The 19,298-nt window shown below is 67.8% G+C and carries 19 protein-coding genes; 9 read left to right on the forward strand and 10 right to left on the reverse strand.

What is annotated here, in order from left to right:
• Positions 1 to 292 precede the first annotated feature (292 nt).
• The 5 genes from ACFYQ6_RS19415 to dnaA form a co-directional block, all read right to left on the reverse strand.
• Positions 293 to 853 carry a DciA family protein gene (locus ACFYQ6_RS19415; protein WP_356741980.1) on the reverse strand — a complete coding sequence of 187 codons (561 nt, stop codon included), beginning with the start codon at positions 851 to 853 and terminating at the stop codon, positions 293 to 295.
• Positions 850 to 1,980, reverse strand: a complete 1,131-nt coding sequence (gene recF / locus ACFYQ6_RS19420) for a DNA replication/repair protein RecF (RefSeq protein WP_356741978.1) — start codon at positions 1,978 to 1,980, stop codon at positions 850 to 852. Before recF ends, ACFYQ6_RS19415 begins: the two co-directional genes overlap by 4 nt.
• A gap of 68 nt (positions 1,981 to 2,048) precedes the next feature.
• Positions 2,049 to 2,927 (reverse strand): phosphogluconate dehydrogenase (NAD(+)-dependent, decarboxylating), encoded by an 879-nt coding sequence (gene gnd / locus ACFYQ6_RS19425; protein ID WP_145808025.1) that lies wholly within the window; start codon positions 2,925 to 2,927, stop codon positions 2,049 to 2,051.
• Between the two features lie 144 nt (positions 2,928 to 3,071).
• A complete protein-coding gene (dnaN, locus tag ACFYQ6_RS19430; protein ID WP_031090399.1) occupies positions 3,072 to 4,202 on the reverse strand; it encodes a DNA polymerase III subunit beta in 1,131 nt (376 codons plus the stop codon).
• A 1,051-nt stretch (positions 4,203 to 5,253) separates the two neighbouring features.
• Entirely contained in the window at positions 5,254 to 7,032 is a 1,779-nt protein-coding gene (gene dnaA / locus ACFYQ6_RS19435) for a chromosomal replication initiator protein DnaA (protein ID WP_361579166.1), read from the reverse strand.
• Positions 7,033 to 7,413: 381 nt separating this feature from the next.
• Here dnaA and rpmH point away from each other — a divergent pair, with 381 nt between their 5' ends.
• From rpmH to ACFYQ6_RS19480, 9 genes are all read left to right on the forward strand, one after another.
• A complete protein-coding gene (gene rpmH / locus ACFYQ6_RS19440; RefSeq protein WP_014047156.1) occupies positions 7,414 to 7,551 on the forward strand; it encodes a 50S ribosomal protein L34 in 138 nt (45 codons plus the stop codon).
• 18 nt (positions 7,552 to 7,569) lie between these two features.
• Entirely contained in the window at positions 7,570 to 7,941 is a 372-nt protein-coding gene (rnpA, locus tag ACFYQ6_RS19445) for a ribonuclease P protein component (protein ID WP_361579167.1), read from the forward strand.
• Complete coding sequence (gene yidD / locus ACFYQ6_RS19450; RefSeq protein WP_103760661.1) at positions 7,938 to 8,297, forward strand: membrane protein insertion efficiency factor YidD; 360 nt, start codon at positions 7,938 to 7,940, stop codon at positions 8,295 to 8,297. The genes rnpA and yidD overlap by 4 nt, the downstream gene beginning before the upstream one ends.
• A gap of 3 nt (positions 8,298 to 8,300) precedes the next feature.
• Entirely contained in the window at positions 8,301 to 9,569 is a 1,269-nt protein-coding gene (gene yidC / locus ACFYQ6_RS19455) for a membrane protein insertase YidC (RefSeq protein ID WP_361579169.1), read from the forward strand.
• A 14-nt stretch (positions 9,570 to 9,583) separates the two neighbouring features.
• Positions 9,584 to 10,093 (forward strand): R3H domain-containing nucleic acid-binding protein, encoded by a 510-nt coding sequence (locus ACFYQ6_RS19460; RefSeq protein WP_073750684.1) that lies wholly within the window; start codon positions 9,584 to 9,586, stop codon positions 10,091 to 10,093.
• A 109-nt stretch (positions 10,094 to 10,202) separates the two neighbouring features.
• Positions 10,203 to 10,922, forward strand: a complete 720-nt coding sequence (rsmG, locus tag ACFYQ6_RS19465) for a 16S rRNA (guanine(527)-N(7))-methyltransferase RsmG (RefSeq protein ID WP_073750685.1) — start codon at positions 10,203 to 10,205, stop codon at positions 10,920 to 10,922.
• Positions 10,923 to 11,224: 302 nt separating this feature from the next.
• Positions 11,225 to 12,319 carry a ParA family protein gene (locus ACFYQ6_RS19470; protein WP_361579213.1) on the forward strand — a complete coding sequence of 365 codons (1,095 nt, stop codon included), beginning with the start codon at positions 11,225 to 11,227 and terminating at the stop codon, positions 12,317 to 12,319.
• The gene (locus tag ACFYQ6_RS19475; RefSeq protein ID WP_388763966.1) at positions 12,316 to 13,413 is read left to right on the forward strand and encodes a ParB/RepB/Spo0J family partition protein; all 1,098 of its coding nucleotides are present in this window, start codon (positions 12,316 to 12,318) and stop codon (positions 13,411 to 13,413) included. Before ACFYQ6_RS19470 ends, ACFYQ6_RS19475 begins: the two co-directional genes overlap by 4 nt.
• A 325-nt stretch (positions 13,414 to 13,738) precedes the next feature.
• Positions 13,739 to 14,356, forward strand: coding sequence for a GNAT family N-acetyltransferase (locus ACFYQ6_RS19480; protein ID WP_145808008.1), 618 nt, complete (start codon positions 13,739 to 13,741; stop codon positions 14,354 to 14,356).
• 84 nt (positions 14,357 to 14,440) lie between these two features.
• On the opposite strand, the gene trxA is transcribed toward ACFYQ6_RS19480, so the two are convergent.
• The 5 genes from trxA to ACFYQ6_RS19505 all read right to left on the reverse strand — a co-directional run bounded on the left by trxA (position 14,441) and on the right by ACFYQ6_RS19505 (position 19,288).
• Positions 14,441 to 14,773 carry a thioredoxin gene (gene trxA, locus ACFYQ6_RS19485; RefSeq protein WP_361579174.1) on the reverse strand — a complete coding sequence of 111 codons (333 nt, stop codon included), beginning with the start codon at positions 14,771 to 14,773 and terminating at the stop codon, positions 14,441 to 14,443.
• A 47-nt stretch (positions 14,774 to 14,820) separates the two neighbouring features.
• Positions 14,821 to 15,792, reverse strand: a complete 972-nt coding sequence (gene trxB / locus ACFYQ6_RS19490; protein ID WP_361579176.1) for a thioredoxin-disulfide reductase — start codon at positions 15,790 to 15,792, stop codon at positions 14,821 to 14,823.
• Positions 15,793 to 15,918: 126 nt separating this feature from the next.
• Positions 15,919 to 16,857, reverse strand: coding sequence for an anti-sigma factor family protein (locus ACFYQ6_RS19495; RefSeq protein ID WP_388763969.1), 939 nt, complete (start codon positions 16,855 to 16,857; stop codon positions 15,919 to 15,921).
• The gene (gene sigM / locus ACFYQ6_RS19500; protein ID WP_388763970.1) at positions 16,854 to 17,558 is read right to left on the reverse strand and encodes an RNA polymerase sigma factor SigM; all 705 of its coding nucleotides are present in this window, start codon (positions 17,556 to 17,558) and stop codon (positions 16,854 to 16,856) included. Before sigM ends, ACFYQ6_RS19495 begins: the two co-directional genes overlap by 4 nt.
• A gap of 26 nt (positions 17,559 to 17,584) precedes the next feature.
• Entirely contained in the window at positions 17,585 to 19,288 is a 1,704-nt protein-coding gene (locus ACFYQ6_RS19505) for a serine/threonine protein kinase (protein ID WP_388763972.1), read from the reverse strand.
• Positions 19,289 to 19,298: the final 10 nt, after the last annotated feature.

Consider the following 19,298-nt stretch of genomic DNA (forward strand, 5'->3'; position numbering starts at 1 on the left):
TGAATGAGGCGCTGACGACTCCCCATATTCAGGAAGGGGCCCTGAGAGGCTCACGAGGGCATTGCGCGCTTCGGGCTGTCAACCTCCCGCTACGGTGAGGGACGCCTCGCGCTCCCCGTACGGAGCAAAAGCAGACATAGCCCCACAGAACGGAATAGCTGAGTCGTCGGCAAACCCGGACAGAAGCGGGCGGGCCGGCTGCGGGGCCGTCCGGGAACGCACCGGGGCCCGGACGGGACCGGGCCGGAGCACGGACCGCATCCCGGAGGCCCCGGGGGACCAAAAGGCCTGCTCAGCCGTAGGTGTCCCCGGGACCCTTGCTCCCCGGAGCACGAAGAGGGCCGAAATTGCGCTGTGGGCCGCCGGGGCCGAGCACCTTGATCATCCGCACCGTTCCGTGCCCGAGATCCGTGTTCAGCCTCGCGACGAGCTGCGGTGCCAGCAGCCGCAGCTGCGTCGCCCACGCCGTCGAGTCGCACTGCACGGTCAGAACCCGCTCGGCCGGATCCTCGTCGTACCGCACGGGCACGCAGTGATTGGCCAGATCCTCACCGACGATCTGGGGCCACCGCCCCATCACGCCGCCCACCGCGGCGGGCGTCTCCCACCCGCGCTCGGTGATCAGTCGGTTGATCGCCGACCCCAGCGGCAGCGGATCACGGCCGTCGGAGCGTGCTCCCGAACGGAGCCCGCCACCGCGCCTGGCCTGCTTCTTCTGCTGCGCCGCGGCGCCCCGCGCCCGGGCCTGCTCCTTCGCCGCCCGCAGCGCCACGCGCGCCAGGTCGACGCCCGACACCTCCGGCTGCTTCGCCGGGCCCGGTGTGGCCTCGCCCTGCTCGCCGGAGCCGCTCACAGCCGCTCCACCACCCCGGCGGAGACCGCGTAGCGCGCTCCCGCCAGTACTCCCGGGACGTCGTCGTCCACAGCCGCCGTCACCAGGACCTGTTCGCCGGGGGCCACCAGTTCCGCCAGCCGCTCACGGCGACGTGCGTCGAGCTCCGCGAACACGTCGTCGAGCACCAGCACCGGCTCGTTCCCCTCGGTGCGCAGCAGGTCGTAGGAGGCCAGGCGCAGCGCCAGTGCGTACGACCAGGACTCCCCGTGGCTCGCGTACCCCTTCGCCGGCATGCCGCGCAGGCCGAGCACCAGGTCGTCCCGGTGGGGGCCCACCAGCGTCACGCCTCGCTCGATCTCCTGCTTGCGGGCCTGGACCAGCGCCGCCATCACCTGTTCGTACAGCTCCTCGCGGGTGCGCGCCGGCTCGACATCGGCCCCGACGGAACTGCGGTACTCCAGAGTCACGGGGCCCCCACCGGGAGCGACGTCGGCGTACGCCTTGTCCGCGAGCGGCTGCAGGGTCGCGATCAGGTCCAGCCGCTGCGCCAGCAGCTCGGCACCGACACGGCCCAGATGCTGGTCCCACACGTCCAGAGTGGACAGGTCCATCGACCGGCCGCCGTGTCTGCGGGCCATGGCCGCGGACTTCAGCAGGGTGTTGCGCTGCTTGAGCACCCGTTCGTAGTCGGAGCGGACGCCCGCCATGCGCGGGGACCGGGCCGTGATCAACTCGTCCAGGAAGCGACGCCGCTCACCGGGGTCGCCCTTCACCAGGGCAAGGTCCTCGGGGGCGAAGAGCACCGTCCTGACGATCCCCAGGACATCACGCGGTCTGACCTGCGACGACCTGTTGATACGTGCCCGATTGGCCCGGCCGGGGTTGAGTTCGAGCTCGATCAGCTGGGACCGCTCGCCCTGGGTGACCGCGGCGCGTACCACGGCGCGCTCGGCGCCCATCCGCACGAGCGGGGCATCCGACGACACCCGGTGGCTGCCGAGCGTCGCGAGATAGCCGACGGCCTCGACCAGATTGGTCTTGCCCTGTCCGTTGGCTCCCACGAACGCGGTGACGCCCGGGTCGAGAGGAACCTCGACCCGGGCGTACGAGCGGAAGTCGGCCAGCGAAAGATGCGTGACGTGCATGGTCGCCGACCCTTCCGACTGCGTGCTCTGCTGTGTACTGCTGTGCCCGACGCCTTTCGGCGTCCGGCCTACTTCTTGTTCTCGACCGCGTGGCCGCCGAACTGGTTGCGCAGGGCGGCGATCATCTTCATCTGCGGCGAGTCGTCCTGCCGCGAGGCGAAGCGGGCGAACAGGGACGCGGTGATCGCGGGCAGCGGCACGGCGTTGTCGATGGCGGCCTCGACCGTCCACCGGCCCTCGCCCGAGTCCGCGGCGAAGCCACGGAGCTGGTCGAGGTGCTCGTCGTCGTCCAGCGCGTTGACCGCCAGGTCGAGCAGCCAGGAACGGATGACCGTGCCCTCCTGCCAGGAGCGGAAGACCTCACGCACGTCCGTGACGGAGTCGACCTTCTCCAGGAGCTCCCAGCCCTCGGCATACGCCTGCATCATGGCGTACTCGATGCCGTTGTGGACCATCTTGGCGAAGTGGCCGGCGCCGACCTTGCCCGCGTGGACCGAACCGAAGTCACCTTCCGGCTTCAGGGCGTCGAAGATCGGCTGGACCTTCTCGACGTTCGCGGTCTCGCCGCCGTACATCAGGGCGTAGCCGTTCTCCAGGCCCCAGACGCCGCCGGAGACGCCGCAGTCGACGAAGCCGATGCCCTTGATGCCCAGCTCGACGGCGTGCTTCTCGTCGTCGGTCCAGCGGGAGTTACCGCCGTCGACGACGACGTCGCCCGGGGAGAGCAGCTCGGCCAGCTCGTCGATGGTGGACTGCGTCGCGGCGCCTGCCGGGACCATCACCCACACGACGCGCGGGCCCTTGAGCTTGCCCACAAGCTCTTCGAGGCTGTGGACATCGGCGACGTCCGGGTTGCGGTCGTAACCGATGACCGTGTGCCCTGCGCGGCGGATGCGCTCGCGCATGTTGCCGCCCATCTTGCCGAGACCGACGAGACCGAGCTCCATCAGAGATTCCTTTAGCGTTGTGCCGATTCGTACCTGGGACCGAGCCTACGCCCGGCCGGCACGCACGGCGGGGTGCAGCCCGGCGGGCTCGCTCGGCGCTGAGCCTGTCCACCGAAAGCTGCCATGACAGGGACGACGGCCGGATCAGCCCGAGAGGCGCACCGGCATGATCAGGTACTTGTACGCGTCGTCCGCCTCGGCGTCGACGGCGGGACGGCCGCTGAGCAGGGCCGGCTTCGTCGACGTCGTGAAGGAGAGCTGGGCGACCGGGGAGTCGATCGCGCTCAGGCCGTCCAGCAGGAAGGTCGGGTTGAAGGCGATCGAGATGTCATCGCCCTCGAGCACGGCGTCGACGCGCTCCACAGCCTGTGCGTCGTCGCTGGAACCGGCTTCCAGGATCAGCACACCCTGCTCGAAGCTGAGACGCACCGGCGTATTGCGCTCGGCGACGAGGGCGACGCGCTTGACGGCCTCGACGAACGGGGCGGTCTCGATGACGGCGACCGAGTTGAACTCGGTGGGGAAGAGGGTGCGGTACTTCGGCAGGTCGCCCTCGAGGAGCCGCGTGGTCGTACGGCGGCCCGCGCCCTCGAAGCCGATGAGCCCCTCGCCCGCGCCGGACCCGGAGAGCGCCAGAGTCACCGTGTCACCGCTCGTGAGCGCCTTGGCGGTGTCCAGGAGCGTCTTGGCGGGCACCAGGGCCACTGCGGAGGCGTCGGGGTTCTCCGGCTTCCACAGGAACTCGCGGACCGCGAAGCGGTAGCGGTCGGTGGACGCGAGGGTGACGGTGTCGCCCTCGATCTCGATCCTCACACCGGTCAGGACGGGCAGGGTGTCGTCGCGTCCGGCGGCGATGGCGACCTGGGCCGCCGCGGAGGCGAAGACCTCACCGGGAACGGTGCCCGTGGCGGTCGGCATCTGCGGCAGTGCCGGGTACTCCTCCACAGGAAGGGTGTGGAGTGTGAACCGCGAGGAGCCGCAGACCACGGTGGCCCGTACACCGTCTGTGGAAATCTCCACCGGACGGTTGGGGAGAGCGCGGCAGATGTCGGCGAGGAGCCGGCCGGAGACGAGCACCGTGCCGTCCTCCTCGATCTCGGCGTCCACGGAGACCTTGGCCGAGACCTCGTAGTCGAAGCTCGAGAAGCTGAGGGCACCGTCCTCAGCCTTCAGGAGAAGGCCCGCAAGAACGGGCGCCGGCGGACGGGCCGGGAGGCTGCGGGCCACCCAGGCCACCGCCTCCGCGAGTACATCGCGCTCCACCCGGATCTTCACCGGAACCGCCTCCTGCTGTTGCTCGCTCGCCCTGCTGGCCTTCGTCGTCTGACCGGGGCTCCCTGCCGAAGGGCTGGGGAGGCCGCCGGGGTCCAGTCTGACGTACGGCACCGACACTCGTTGCTGCTCGGGGTCAAGTCGCGCCAAGAGGTTCGCCGAGCTCGCCGCTCGAGTTGTGCACAGGTCCCACTTCGAAGCTGATTCCTGGCTAACTCTGAGTGGTAGTAGTAGTAGGCCCTGTGGAAACCGTGGATAACGTCATCTGCGCAGGTCAGAACCGGTTTTTTGTCCACCGGACCTGTGGGCGACACCGGTGGACAACCAGGCGCTTCTGTGGACACGCGAAAGTTCTGCACACCCGATGCACAGGGCTGGGTGACTTCTCCCCAGGGCTGTCCCCAGCTTTACCCACGTTCCCCACAGCTCAACCGAGGCCCCTGGTGTGACGCCTTTCACTCTCGGCAGTGAAAGGCGGTGTCGGGTTGCCGAACAGTGGACAGGGGTGTGGAGAAGCTGGGGACAACGAGCCGCTGCCTGTGGGCTGCCGGTGGACAACAGCGATGACGCCCTGTGGACGAAATTTCTGTCCACAGGCTGTGGATCATCGTTGACCACAAATCCCCAGGGGTCTGACCTGGCCTGATGGAGTATCGGCAGCGGGCTCTGTGGACGCAATCTGAACAACTTCACAGTCCCCAGGCTGTGGACGCCAGATTCTCCCTTCATCTGTGGAGAAGGGCCGTGTGGGCGCCCGTATTCGAACACTCCCTCTCGGCGGGGCCGTGCCAGGGGCCGTCCACCGGGAGCGGATCGGGTGCGCCGCGCCGTATCCGGAGCTGTTCCCCGGTACCGGTCCGGTCATTCCTGGAGCCGCTCCCGGAGCTTGCCGAGTCTGGCGCCGGGGTCTCCACGCCAGGCTCTCGAGCCGAGCCTCCGGGCACAGCGACTGGCTCTGGTGGCGGGGCCCGGCCCGGTGCCGGGTACGGCGAAGGGCGCCCCGCGAGGACGTCGTACGGTCCCTGCGAGGCGCCCCGGGGCGCGGCCCGGCCGGTCAGCCGTTCTTGATGCGGTTGGTGAGCTCGGTGACCTGGTTGTAGATGGAGCGGCGCTCCGCCATCAGCGCGCGGATCTTCCGGTCGGCGTGCATCACCGTGGTGTGGTCCCGGCCTCCGAACTGGGCGCCGATCTTGGGCAGGGAGAGATCCGTCAGCTCGCGGCACAAGTACATCGCGATCTGGCGTGCCGTCACCAGGACACGGCTGCGTGACGATCCGCAGAGGTCCTCGACCGTCAGTCCGAAGTAGTCCGCGGTGGCCGCCATGATGGCCGGCGCGGTGATCTCAGGAGCGGAGTCCTCGCCGCCCGGGATCAGGTCCTTGAGCACGATCTCGGTCAGACCGAGGTCGACGGGCTGCCGGTTGAGGCTCGCGAAGGCGGTCACGCGGATGAGCGCGCCCTCCAGCTCGCGGATGTTGCGCGAGATGCGGGAGGCGATGAACTCGAGCACCTCCGGCGGGGCGTTGAGCTGCTCCTGCACCGCCTTCTTGCGGAGGATCGCGATACGCGTCTCCAGCTCGGGCGGCTGCACATCCGTGGTGAGGCCCCACTCGAAGCGGTTGCGCAGCCGGTCCTCGAGCGTCACCAACTGCTTGGGAGGACGGTCCGAGGACAGCACGATCTGCTTGTTCGCGTTGTGCAGCGTGTTGAAGGTGTGGAAGAACTCCTCCTGCGTCGACTCCTTGCTCGCCAGGAACTGGATGTCGTCGACCAGAAGGATGTCCACGTCGCGGTAACGCTTGCGGAAGGTGTCGCCCTTGCCGTCGCGGATCGAGTTGATGAACTCGTTGGTGAACTCCTCGGAGCTCACGTACCGCACGCGGGTGCCCGGGTAGAGACTGCGGGCGTAGTGCCCGATGGCGTGGAGCAGGTGAGTCTTGCCGAGCCCCGACTCCCCATAGATGAAGAGAGGGTTGTACGCCTTCGCGGGGGCTTCGGCCACGGCGACCGCCGCCGCGTGGGCGAAGCGGTTGGACGCGCCGATGACGAAGGTGTCGAAGAGGTACTTCGGGTTCAGCCGCGCGTGCGGCTCGTTGGTGCCGGGCGGAGGCGCGGACTGCGTGCCCATGGGGCCGGCGCCGGTTCGTTCGGGCCCGGGCCGGCGGTGCTGCGGCTGCTGGTCCTGGAGATCGTGACGGTCGCGGCCGTCACGCTGCTGTTCATAGCCCTGGTGCTCGGGCTGCTGCGGCCGGTAGTCGTGCTGCGGCTGCTGCGGACGCGGACTCGCGTACGGGTCGCGGTCCTGGTAGCCGCCGTGCCGCGGTTGCCAGGACAGGTCCTCCTGGACCCGGGGCCAGGCTCCGGGCTCGGGGCGGTGCTGCTGGTAGTCCGGGTAGGCGGGCCGGGCCGTCGGCATGCCGTCGTCGGAAGACCTCGGTCCGTAGGCGTCGTACGCGTCGATGTGCGGAGAGTCGTCGCGCTGTGGCCCCTGGTAGCGGTGGGACTGCTGGCCCTGGTGCGACGAGTGCATGGGCGGCGCGGGCGGAGCGGGAGGCTCGTTCGCGGAGTCGTCGACGGTGATCGCGATGCGGATCGGGCGCCCGCACTCGCGGGTCAGCGTCTCGCTGATGAGCGGGGCGAGCCGGCCCTCCAGGACACGCTTGCCCCACTCGTTGGGTACGGCGAGGAGCGCCGTGTCCGCCACGAGGGCCAGAGGCTGGCAGCGCTCGATCCACTGCTTGTCCTTCGGCTCGATGCCCTGCTGGCCCTCCCCGAGGAGTTGTTCCAGCACTCGTGGCCACACTGCGGCAAGATCGGCAGGTACGTCAGCCACAAGGCACGCTCTCTCGCATGTCCCACGAATGTGTGCTTCTCGGGACGGGATGGGTCGGGTCGGGTGAGGCCCGGCAGTCAGGAAGGAAAAGAACCGGAGTTCAGCCACGGTAGTCAGGCCGACCCGCGTGGTTCAAGTTGTTGTCCACAGGCTGTGTACAGCACGGGCCCCCGAGGAGCCGGTTTGACCGGATGGCGTAGCCGCGCGTACCGTGACCAGGTCGAGTTGTCGATGGCTGCTGCCGCCTGCCTCCGATGGGCAAAGATCACGATCTGTGATTGTGAAGCGGTGCACTAAGGCGTTTACGCGAGTTCCTCGTGGGCGCACGGTGACAGCCAGGCGATGTCCCGCCAACACACGAATCATTTCTGGAGCCCCCGAGTGAGCAAGCGCACCTTCCAGCCGAACAATCGTCGTCGCGCCAAGACCCACGGCTTCCGGCTGCGTATGCGTACCCGTGCCGGCCGCGCGATTCTCGCGAACCGCCGTGGCAAGGGTCGCGCCAACCTGTCCGCCTGATCGCGGTCAGGTCATGACGTGCTGCCTTCCGAGAATCGGCTGAGGCGGCGCGAGGACTTCGCAGCCGCTGTACGTCGGGGACGTCGGGCCGGACGCCCGCTACTCGTCGTGCATCTACGCAGCGGTGTTACGGACCCGCACGTGACAGGGGAGAGTGCTCCCCCGCCACGTGCGGGTTTCGTTGTCAGCAAAGCAGTGGGTGGAGCGGTCGTCCGGACCGCGGTGAAGCGTCGGCTTCGCCATCTGGTGCGCGAACGGCTGGCTCAGCTGCCCCCCGGTAGCCTTGTTGTCGTACGAGCGTTGCCCGGATCAGGTGACGCCGACCATGCACAGCTGGCCCGAGACCTGGATGCCGCACTTGAGCGGCTGCTGGGAGGGGGCGCGCGATGAAGTACCCGCTGCTGGCCCTGATCAAGCTGTATCAGTGGACGATCAGCCCGCTCCTCGGGCCTGTCTGCCGTTACTACCCGTCGTGTTCCCACTATGGATATACGGCGATCGACCGGCACGGTGCGATCAAGGGAACTGCGCTGACCGCTTGGCGCATCCTGCGGTGCAATCCGTGGTCACCCGGCGGCGTGGATCACGTACCGCCACGCAAACGTCCGCGTTGGCACGAACTGCTGCGCAGCTGTGTGCGCGGCGGCAAGGGCGGGGACTCCGCCGCCGATGTGCCTTCCGGGGGGTCGGTCTCCGAACCCCTGAGCCCGGCCACAGAGACTTCGCCCAATGCTCAAGGAGCCTGATTAGTGGACACGATTGCCAGTCTGTTCAGCTTTATCACCACACCTGTCTCGTGGGTCATTGTCCAGTTCCACAAGCTGTACGGAGCCCTCTTCGGCGATGACACGGGCTGGGCCTGGGGCCTGTCCATCGTGTCCCTCGTGATCCTGATCCGGATCTGCCTGATCCCGCTCTTCGTGAAGCAGATCAAGTCGACCCGGAACATGCAGGTGCTCCAGCCGAAGATGAAGGCGATCCAGGAGCGCTACAAGAACGACAAACAGCGTCAGTCCGAAGAGATGATGAAGCTGTACAAGGAGACGGGTACCAACCCCCTCTCCTCGTGCCTTCCGATTCTGGCGCAGTCCCCGTTCTTCTTCGCCCTGTATCACGTGCTGTCGTCCATCGCCTCGGGCAAGACCATCGGCGTGATCGACCAGCCGCTGCTCGACAGCGCGCGTCAGGCGCACATCTTCGGCGCCCCGCTGGCCGCGAAGTTCATGGACAGCGAGGAGAAGGTCGCGGCGCTCGGCGCCTCGCTGACCGATGTCCGCGTCGTCACGGCGATCATGATCGTGATGATGTCGGCCTCGCAGTTCTTCACGCAGCGCCAGCTGATGACGAAGAACGTCGACCTGACGGTGAAGACCCCGTACATGCAGCAGCAGAAGATGCTGATGTACATCTTCCCCGTGATCTTCGCCGTCATGGGTATCAACTTCCCCGTCGGTGTCCTCGTGTACTGGCTGACCACCAACGTCTGGACCATGGGTCAGCAGATGTACGTGATCAACCAGAACCCGACGCCGGGCAGCAAGGCACAGGACCAGTACCTGGGCCGTGTGCTGAAGAGCGTGACCTCTCATGGTCAGGTGCGGGGCAGGACGCGGCGTAACACCGTGAAGCGGATCGTGGCCAAGGGCCCGGACCGGAACGACATCGAGCGCAAGTTCATCACCGGTCTGGGCAAGCTGGGCCTCGCCGCCCAGGAGGACGGGACGGTGGCGAAGAGCGAAGCAGCCGTCATCGAGGCCGAGGGCGGCGCCGCGCACAAGCGTCAGCAGCCCAAGCGCCAGACCAAGGCGAAGCGTCAGACTGCCGCCACGCATCCCGGCGCGGCGAAGGACTCCGACTCCACCGGCTCGGAGTCCAAGACCTCGCTGGAGAAGCAGGACGCAACGCAGGACGACAAGCCGAGCACGGCGGGCAAGCCCGCCGCGTCCGGCTCCTCACGCCAAGCCAAGTCCGGACCGCGCAAGGGCCCGCAGCGGCCCAAGCACCCGTCCAAGAAGTAAGAAGGAGTCCATCCGTGACGGAAGGCACCACCACCACAGCCGCTGAGGGCAGCGACACCCTGACCCGCCTCGAGCAGGAAGGGGAGATCGCGGCCGACTACCTCGAAGGCCTGCTCGACATCGCCGACCTCGACGGCGACATCGACATGGATGTGGAGGCGGACCGGGCCGCGGTCTCGATCATCAGCGAATCGGCGCGTGACCTGCAGAAGCTCGTGGGCCGCGACGGCGAGGTGCTGGAGGCGCTCCAGGAGCTGACGCGCCTGGCCGTGCACCGCGAGACCGGGGACCGGAGCCGTCTGATGCTGGACATCGCCGGCTTCCGGGCCAAGAAGCGCGAGGTCCTCGCCGCACTGGGTGCCAAGGCTGCGGACGAGGTGAAGAGCTCTGGCGAGCCGGTGAAGCTGGAGCCGATGACGCCGTTCGAGCGCAAGGTCGTGCACGACGCCGTAGCGGCAGCAGGTCTGCGCAGCGAGTCAGAGGGCGAGGAGCCGCAGCGCTTCGTCGTCGTCCTGCCGGCCTGACCGGATCCTTGTACTGTCGGCCCCGTCTGTTCGCAGGCGGGGCCGATCTTTGTCAGCCTGATAGTCAGCCACCCACAGTGCGCTAGTGCGGAACGGAAGGACGGTCCCCGTGACGGAGGCAGCAGCAGAGCTCCCTCAGGCGCCCAAGGAGGCGCAGGCGGTATTCGGTGAGTTCTTTCCAGAGGCTGTCCGGTACGCGGAGCTGTTGGCGGACGCGGGGGTCAAACGAGGACTCATCGGTCCTCGCGAGGTGCCGCGACTCTGGGAGCGCCACCTGCTGAACTGTGCGGTTCTCTCCGAGGTGGTGCCCGAGGGCGTCACGGTGTGCGACGTGGGTTCGGGGGCCGGGCTTCCCGGTATCCCGCTCGCGCTGGTGCGTCCTGACCTGAAGATCACGCTGCTCGAGCCGTTGCTGCGGCGCACGAATTTCCTTCAGGAAGTCGTCGAGCTGCTGGGCCTGGACCACGTGACGGTGGTCCGGGGCCGCGCTGAAGAGGTGCTCGGGACCCTGCAGCCGGTGCATGTGGTGACCGCGCGGGCGGTGGCTCCGCTCGACCGGCTCGCAGGATGGGGCGTACCCCTGCTCCGCCCGTACGGAGAGATGCTGGCCCTCAAGGGGGGAACCGCCGAGGAAGAGATCCAGGGCGCCCGTGCTGCTCTGAGCAAGCTGGGCGTGGTGGAGACAGAGGTGCTCCACGTCGGCGAAGGGCTGGTGGATCCGGCCTCGACGGTGGTGCGTGTGGTGGTCGGGGAGAGTCCGGGTGGTGTGAGGTTCGCCGCAAAGCGGGCCAAGGCTGCCAGGGTCGGCCGGACGCGTCGGCGCCGTTGAGGGCGGGGCGCCCTCGTTGATCACGAGGCGCTCAAACCCTTTTGTGTAGTTAAGGCATTTTTGCGTTGATGCTCCATGCAAGCAGCGATATGTGCTGGCTGCGGAGTGTCGGGAGTCTGCCGCTGGACCGCAGAGGCATCGTGTTTCACGTGAAACGTCGCTCTCTGCTGCAGGGAATCATCGGCCGCGGTCGTGCGGCTGCCGCGCCGCGCGACCGCAAGCCCGTAAGGGCTACAGAGTTGTCCACAGAAGCGGATTCATCCACAGAACAGTCGGCCTCGCTGGTTCGCAACCCCGAAAGCATGGCAGGCTCTGTTCATTGCGAGCCTGAAGTCGAGGAGAGTGAATCCTTGCGGTCCGACGCCAACATCGCGGGACCGATGACCGATCCGGTCCCCGGTCCCCGTACCGAGTCCTTGGGGGACGGTGTTTCACGTGAAACACCACCGCCCATGGACGACACACCCATTGGTCGTGCGGCTCAGCTGGCGGTCGAGGCCCTTGGCCGCGCTGGCGAGGGTCTGCCACGACCAGACCGGACACGCGTCATGGTGGTTGCCAACCAGAAGGGTGGTGTCGGCAAGACGACCTCGACGGTCAACCTTGCCGCCTCGCTCGCGCTGCACGGGGCGCGCGTCCTTGTGGTGGACCTCGACCCGCAGGGCAACGCCTCAACGGCTCTGGGGATCGACCACCACGCTGAGGTCCCCTCCATCTACGACGTCCTCGTGGAGAGCATGCCGCTCTCCGAGGTGGTTCAGCCCGTTCCGGACGTCGAGGGCCTCTTCTGCGCGCCGGCAACCATCGATCTCGCCGGTGCGGAGATCGAGCTGGTCTCGCTGGTCGCGCGGGAGAGCAGGCTCCAACGAGCGATCCAGGCGTACGACCAGCCGCTGGACTACATCCTCATCGACTGCCCGCCCTCGCTCGGCCTACTCACGGTCAACGCTCTCGTGGCTGGTGCCGAAGTGCTCATCCCGATTCAGTGCGAGTACTACGCACTGGAGGGTCTCGGACAGCTACTGCGCAACGTCGACCTGGTCCGGGGGCACCTGAACCCCGACCTTCATGTCTCCACCATCCTGCTCACCATGTACGACGGCAGGACGCGACTTGCGTCTCAGGTGGCCGAGGAGGTGCGCAGTCACTTCGGCAAGGAGGTGCTGAGGACCAGCATTCCGCGATCCGTGCGCATCTCGGAGGCGCCGAGCTACGGGCAGACCGTTCTCACCTACGATCCGGGCTCCAGCGGCTCCCTCTCCTACCTCGAGGCCGCCCGCGAGATCGCCCTGCGGGGCGTGGGTGTGCACTACGAGGCCCACCACGCCCCTGCGGGTGAGCCTGCCCACACGGGCATTCAGAACAGTCAGCAGAGCAATCCGGAGGGCATGCAGTGAGTGAACGTCGTAGAGGGCTGGGGCGTGGACTCGGTGCACTGATCCCCGCAGCTCCGCAGGAGAAGCAGGTCACTGGTCCCGCGGCCGGTGCGAACGCGTCGGGCTCCTCGCCCGTCCTTACCGCTGAGCGGGGAGTGGCCGCCGCGAAACTGGCAGGGCTCCCGTCCGGGACGGTGGTTCCGGAGCCGAGTTCGCCTGTCGCGGACCTGGAATCCGTTCCGGAGCAGACCGATTCCGCAGGTGCGTACTTCGCTGAGCTGCCTTTGGCGTCGATCACGCCGAACCCCAGGCAGCCGCGTGAGGTCTTCGACGAGGATGCCCTGGCAGAGCTGGTCACCTCCATCAAGGAGGTCGGGCTCCTCCAGCCCGTCGTCGTCCGCAAGGTTGCCGATGACCGCTACGAACTCATCATGGGTGAGCGCCGGTGGAGGGCTTGCGGCGAGGCAGGTCTGGAGCGCATCCCGGCCATCGTCCGGGCGACGGACGACGAGAAGCTGCTCCTCGACGCGCTCCTGGAGAACCTGCACCGGGCGCAGCTGAATCCCCTTGAAGAGGCGGCGGCGTACGACCAGCTGCTGAAGGACTTTAAGTGCACTCACGATCAGCTGGCGGACCGGATCGGCCGGTCCCGGCCGCAGGTGTCCAACACTCTCCGTCTGCTGCGGCTTTCCGCGCCCGTGCAGCGCCGGGTCGCCGCCGGTGTTCTTTCGGCCGGTCATGCACGGGCGCTCCTGTCGGTGGACGACTCGGATGAGCAGGACCGGCTCGCTCACCGCATCGTGGCTGAGGGGCTGTCGGTTCGCGCGGTGGAGGAGATCGTGAATCTCCTCGGCTCGGAGCCCACGAGCTCTGCGAAGCCTCGAGGCCCTCGGGCCGGTGGGAGGGTCTCACCGGCCCTGACCGATCTTGCTTCGCGTCTCTCGGACCGCTTCGAGACGCGGGTGAAGGTCGACCTGGGGCAGAAGAAGGGAAAGATCGTCGTCGAGTTCGCCTCGATGGAGGATCTGGACCGCATTCTCGGCAGCCTCGCTCCGGGTGAGGGCCGTGTGCTGGAGCAGAGTGTTGAGGAAGAGCACGCAGACGACGACGCCTGAGCCTGTTGCTGAAGGCGGCGTCGAGTCGTAGCCGACGGGCGGGTCTGGTTCCGGGAAGTTCTCCGGAACCAGACCCGCCCTTTGCTCTCTCTCGGTATCCCCATCACCTCTGGGTGGATACGATGCGTTCTGGTATGGCGTATCCACCACCGTGATCCACCTCAGAGGAGGCGGCGGCCGTGCGATCAGTGAATCGCAGCCACCTGTTGTCAGTCGGGTTGGGGCTTGGAGCTGTCGGGGGGTTCGTCGGCAGCCTGTTCCGAGAACGGAGTGCGCTGGCAGCCGCACGCGATGCGGCGGGCGAAGGAAGTGAGGAACCGCCTTCATGGGGCGTCGGCTCGTACCGCTCACATTGGACAACCTTCCGGATCTCCCCAGGCGCTGCCGCTCGTGTGTCTTCTGGGAACTTGATCCGGTCAGCGGAGAAGCTGCGGTAAAGGCGGGCCGGCCCGAGCTCGAGAAGGAAGCCTGGATCTCCGCCGTGCTCCTCGAATGGGGTTCGTGCGGGCGGGTCGTCTATGTGGATGATGTAGCGGCAGGCTTCGTTCTCTATGCACCGCCCGCGTACGTTCCCCGCTCCACCGCGTTTCCCACCAGCCCCGTCTCCCCCGATGCCGTGCAGCTGATGACCGCGTTGATCACACCGGGCTTTCAAGGTCAGGGACTGGGCCGCGTGATGGTGCAGACGGTGGCCAAGGACTTGCTACGCCGAGGCTTCAAGGCGATCGAGGCCTTCGGTGACGCCCGGTGGAAGGAACCTGCGTGTGTACTGCCGGCCGACCATCTGCTGGCCGTCGGCTTCAAGACCGTGCGTCCCCATCCAGTTCATCCGCGGCTTCGGCTCGAACTGCGTACGACGCTCTCCTGGAAGGAAGACGTCGAGCTGGCCTTGGACCGGCTGCTCGGCGCTGTACAGAAGGAGCCGGCGCTGAGGCCTCTCTGAGGGGTTGCGCATGGCAGGCACGGAGAACGCGGAACGGGCCCACCCCGGAGGGTGGGCCCGTTTCACGTGAAACAACGGTCGCTGCTACTCGCTGATGAAGCTCTCCAGGTCGCGAAGAATCGCGGCTTTCGGCTTGGCACCGACGATGGTCTTGGCGACCTCGCCGCCCTGGTACACGTTGAGCGTCGGGATCGACATCACGCCGTACTTGGCTGCGGTGGCCGGGTTCTCGTCGATGTTGAGCTTGACGATCTCGATCTGGTCGCCGTGCTCGGCTGCGATGGCCTCCAGCGAAGGCGCGATCTGGCGGCACGGGCCGCACCAAGCGGCCCAGAAGTCCACCAGCACGGGCTTGTCGTTCTTCAGGACGTCCTCGTCGAAGGAGTCGTCGGTCACGTTCTTCAGGGCGCCGGCCACGGCGGCCTCCTTAACTTCGCGGGGGTGTGGGGTCGAGGGGGATGCAGTCAGACTGCCGGGGTCTTCTCCGGCTCGGCGAGCTGCTCGTCGGAGAGTGCGGCCAGGAAGCGCTCTGCGTCGAGAGCTGCCGAGCAACCGGTACCGGCTGCGGTGATGGCCTGTCGGTAGGTGTGGTCGACGACGTCGCCCGCGCCGAACACACCCTTCAGGTTGGTACGCGTCGAGGGGGCCTGAACCTTGAGGTAGCCCTCGTCGTCGAGGTCGAGCTGGCCCTTGAAGAGCTCCGTGCGCGGGTCGTGGCCGACGGCGATGAACAGGCCGGTCACCGGAAGCTCAGAGGTCTCACCGGTCTTGGTGTTGCGCAGGGTGAGGCTGGAGAGCTTCTGGTCCCCGTGGACCGTGGCGACCTCGCTGTCCCAGGCGAACTTGATCTTGGGGTCGGCGAAGGCACGCTCCTGCATGGCCTTGGAGGCCCGCAGCGAGTCACGACGGTGGACGATGGTGACGGACTTGGCGAACCTGGAGAGGAACGTCGCCTCCTCCATCGCGGTGTCGCCGCCGCCGACGACGGCGATGTCCTGGTCCTTGAAGAAGAAGCCGTCGCAGGTGGCACACCAGGAGACGCCGCGTCCGGAGAGGGCGTCCTCGTTGGGCAGGCCCAGCTTGCGGTGCTGGGAGCCCGTGGTGACGATGACAGCCTTGGCGCGGTGCACCGTGCCAGCGGTGTCCGTGACGGTCTTCACGTCTCCGGAGAGGTCGACGGAGACGACATCGTCAGGGATGAGCTCGGCGCCGAAGCGCTCGGCCTGGGCCCGCATGTTGTCCATGAGCTCAGGACCCATGATTCCGTCCTGGAAACCCGGGAAGTTCTCCACGTCGGTGGTGTTCATCAGCGCACCGCCCGCGGTGACGGCGCCCTCGAACACCAGCGGCTTCAGCGACGCGCGAGCGGTGTACAGGGCGGCGGTGTAACCGGCCGGCCCGGAACCGATGATGATCACATTACGGACGTCGCTCACGGGTTATTCCTCGTCTCTGCAGACTGCCTACTGCCTACTGGGGTCGGTTCCACGACTCTCACCCCACCCAACGGATCCTACGGGGCATGCATTCCCGAAGTCCCGGACCGGCTCTCGGCTCCGTCCTCAGGGGCGCGCGTAGGACTGCGTGAGCAGCAGCTGTCCCTTTGCCGCGGGGGTGGAGGTCACGCACGAGGCATCGACGACGTAGGCCTGCACACGCCTGGAGTCCGTGGCGTGGGGCAGTACGACAAGGAAGGCGTCAGTGCCCTGGTAGCGGCCCTCTTCGACTGCCAACGCGGGTGCGGTCCGGCCGGTGCCCTGCTGTACGCACGGGGGGACGTTCACGACCGGCGTGCGGAGAGGGGTGCGGGGCGACGCGGTGCCGGGGGGCACGTGTTCGGGGGAGGACTTGGTGTCCATGGAAGGCTTGTCCAAGGCCTCAGGGGACTCGGATACCGCCATCCCGGCCAGGAGCGTGCGGACCTGTCCCTCCAGCGTGCGCTCCGAGAAGTCCTCGCCGCTCTTCTTGGCGGAGCTGGCCCCCTGATCAGCCATCACGCCCGCTGAATGCCCTGAGAGCTGTGTCGACTGCAGAAGGAAGACGCTCATGCCGACGGCTGCCGCACCGAAGGCGGTGCCCAGGATCACGGTGCGTCGACGACGCCGGGTGGAGCTCCTGCCGGGACCGGTGGTGCCCCTGGGTCGCCCTGCGGGCCTGGGCACGGACGGGCTCTCCGTTGACGGTGCCTCGGATGTTTCACGTGAAACATGGCCTTCGGAGGCGGGCTCTTCGGAGGCGGGGCCTTCGGGGGCCGAGGCCGCTTCCACTGCCAGAGCGACGTCGATCCGGTCGGCGACATCGTCGGGCATGGGTTCATGGACCGAGAGGGATCCGACGAGTGAGCGGATCTCCTCCAGCGAGGCGTGGAGCTCGGTGCACTGCTCACACGTGTCCAGGTGGCGGCGGAGTTCGGCCTCGCGCGCCGGCGGGAGGAGGCCCTCGGTGAGGTCCGAGATCTCCGAGACGTCTGGGTGCTGAGCTGTGTCGGCTGTGGATGTCATGCGAGCCCACCTCCACCTTTCACAGCCGCAGGGTCGCCGTCGCCTGCATCTCTTGGTCCTGACGCCGGTGGGACGGATGTCCCCCGTGCACGGTTCCTTTCCATGATGCCGTCCTCCCTGTCCCCTCTATCGACGCGTAGATGGGTGAGCAGAGGGAGGAGTCTGGCCCGGCCCCGAGCGCAACGGCTCTTCACCGTCCCTGTGGGTACGTCGAGGATGCGGGCCGCCTCGGCGACGGGATACGCCTGCATGTCCACGAGGACGAGTGCGGCACGCTGCTCTGCGGGCAGCGTGGCGAGTGCGGCCAGGAGCTCTCGGTGCAGATCCTGCCGTTCGGCGGGTGCCTCGGCGGACTCGTGCGGCTCCATGAGCTGGTCCAGGCGTTCGGCGTCGTCGACCGGCGCGGTCTTGCGTGAGGCCGACTTGCGGGCGCGGTCGAGACAGGCGTTGACGGTGATCCTGTGCAGCCACGTGGTGACGGCGGACTGGCCCCGGAAGGTGTGGGCCGCTCTGAACGCGGATACGAGAGCGTCCTGCACCGCGTCGGCCGCTTCCTCACGGTCTCCCAGCGTCCGCAGGGCCACGGCCCAGAGGCGATCACGATGCCGCCGTACGAGCTCACCGAACGCGTCGGGTTCGCCGGCGACGTGCTGAGCCAGGAGATCCTGGTCGCTGGTGTCGGCGAATCTGGCGTCGTCCAACGGTGAGCCCCCCTCCCCTGGTGCGGTCAGCTGGTGACCTTGATGTCCGAGATCTTGCCTCGGTAGTTCCCGTCGTCGCTCGGCGGGAGTTTGGTCAGCCAGACCAGAAGGTATCGCGCCTTCACCTGCTTGTCGGGCTTGAGGGAGACCTTTGCTCCAGAACCGTGGGCGGCCTTGGTGAAGCCGTCGGGCATCTGCGGGACGGACGAGTCCTCGGTGGTCCTCAGCTCGACGGAGGTGGTGCCCCCGAGGAAGGACACATCGACCGTGCCCACCTGCTGAACCTCGCCGAGGTCGAGGACGACCCCGACACCTTCCTTGAGCCTGCCGAAGTCGGCGCTGTAGTAGCCGTCGGTGCTCCAGTAGGAGCCCTTGTCCCCGTCGTAGACGTTCTTTATGGTGGCCGGCTTCTCCGACCCGTCAGCGCCCAGCGGATCGTAGTCCTGGGCTCCCACGACGGTGAGGGGCTTGTTCGGCGCGACGGCGTTGTTGTCGTCGCCTCCGTCGTCGTCGGTGGTCTGTGTGGGGGCCGGCTCTCCGGAGTCGTTGCCCCGGTCGAGGACGGTCTCCGCGAGCTGCCAGCTGCCGAGGCCCAGAGCGGCGATGAGCAGCGCGGAGACGGCCCACTTGAGTGCCTTGCCGGTGCGGCTCTGCAGAGGGGGCGGAGGAACCGCGATGACCGGCTGAGTGGCCGACGACGGACGCGCCGAGGGACGTCCGTAGGTGCCCTGCTGATACGTCGTGCGCTGGTACTCGGGTGGTGCGGTGAAGGTCGGCTCCGGCGGCAGGATGCGGGGCATGGCCGCGACCGCCTTGGCCAGCTCGTCAGGCGTGGTGCACGGCTGCTCCTGGCGCGACGCGGTGGCGCCGTCGTTGGCGAGCGCACGCATGGCGAGTTCGGAGAGGCCGCGGTGCACGCCTGCCCTCACCTGGTCCGGAGGGATCAGGCCCAGGTCCTTGGGGAGCCCGGAGAGGCCGTACGCGTCGCTCTCGTAGGGCCAGCGCCGGGTCAGGGCGGCGTAGAGGAGGGCGCCGATGGCCTCGGTGTCCGTGCGCAGCGGCTGGTCAGCGGTGATGCCACGCAGCGCGGCGTTCACCGCGAGTCCGCGAATGCGGTACTGCCCGGTCGAGCTGCGCAGCACGGCACCGGGGGTGAGGCGCAGATGGGCGAGCCCTTCGCGGTGGGCGGCTGCCATGGCCTGGGAGATCTGGCTCACGAGCTGGTAGGCGTCATGGGCTTCCATCGGCCCGGCCGCCAGCAGCGCGGTGAGCTCCGTGGCGTCGGGGAGCCATTCGTGGACGACGTAGACGAGGTCGTCCTCCTCCACGGCGTCCAGGACCTGGACGAAGCGCGGGTCGCCGAGCAGCGCTGAGGAACGGGCCGCGGCCAGCACGGAGCGTGCGCGCGGATGGTCGGCGGGCAGAAGATGCACGCCCACCGCACGGCGCAGCTTCTCGTCCACGGCCCGCCAGCTGCTGAAACCGTCCAGCCGGGTGACGCACTCTTCGAGGCGGTAACGCCTGGCCAGCTTGTGGCCGCTGTGGAGATCGGGCGACGCCGGTACGGCGGCCGAGCCGTCACGCCCGCTCTCCGCGTCCTTGGAGCTCGCGCCCTCTGCGTCCTGGGTTTGTGCCGTCCCGTCGGTCGTGGCCGCGTCCGCCTTGGCGGTCAGCGGCTCGTCGCCGCTGTTGTCGGCCACGTCGACAGCAGCCGTGCTACGTTCCGCCACCGTCGTTCCT

The sequence above is a fragment of the Streptomyces sp. NPDC005494 genome (assembly GCF_042872025.1).
In the GTDB taxonomy this organism is placed as follows: Bacteria; Actinomycetota; Actinomycetes; order Streptomycetales; family Streptomycetaceae; genus Streptomyces.

Bases quoted from the DNA above. Each gene is read 5' to 3' on its own strand.
- gnd (WP_145808025.1), bottom strand. From the start codon at position 2,927: ATGGAGCTCGGTCTCGTCGGTCTCGGCAAGATGGGCGGCAACATGCGC.
- yidD (WP_103760661.1), top strand. From the start codon at position 7,938: ATGAAGTACCCGCTGCTGGCCCTGATCAAGCTGTATCAGTGGACGATC.
- recF (WP_356741978.1), bottom strand. From the start codon at position 1,980: ATGCACGTCACGCATCTTTCGCTGGCCGACTTCCGCTCGTACGCCCGG.
- ACFYQ6_RS19470 (WP_361579213.1), top strand. From the start codon at position 11,225: ATGGCAGGCTCTGTTCATTGCGAGCCTGAAGTCGAGGAGAGTGAATCC.
- ACFYQ6_RS19480 (WP_145808008.1), top strand. From the start codon at position 13,739: ATGGGGCGTCGGCTCGTACCGCTCACATTGGACAACCTTCCGGATCTC.
- ACFYQ6_RS19495 (WP_388763969.1), bottom strand. From the start codon at position 16,857: ATGACATCCACAGCCGACACAGCTCAGCACCCAGACGTCTCGGAGATC.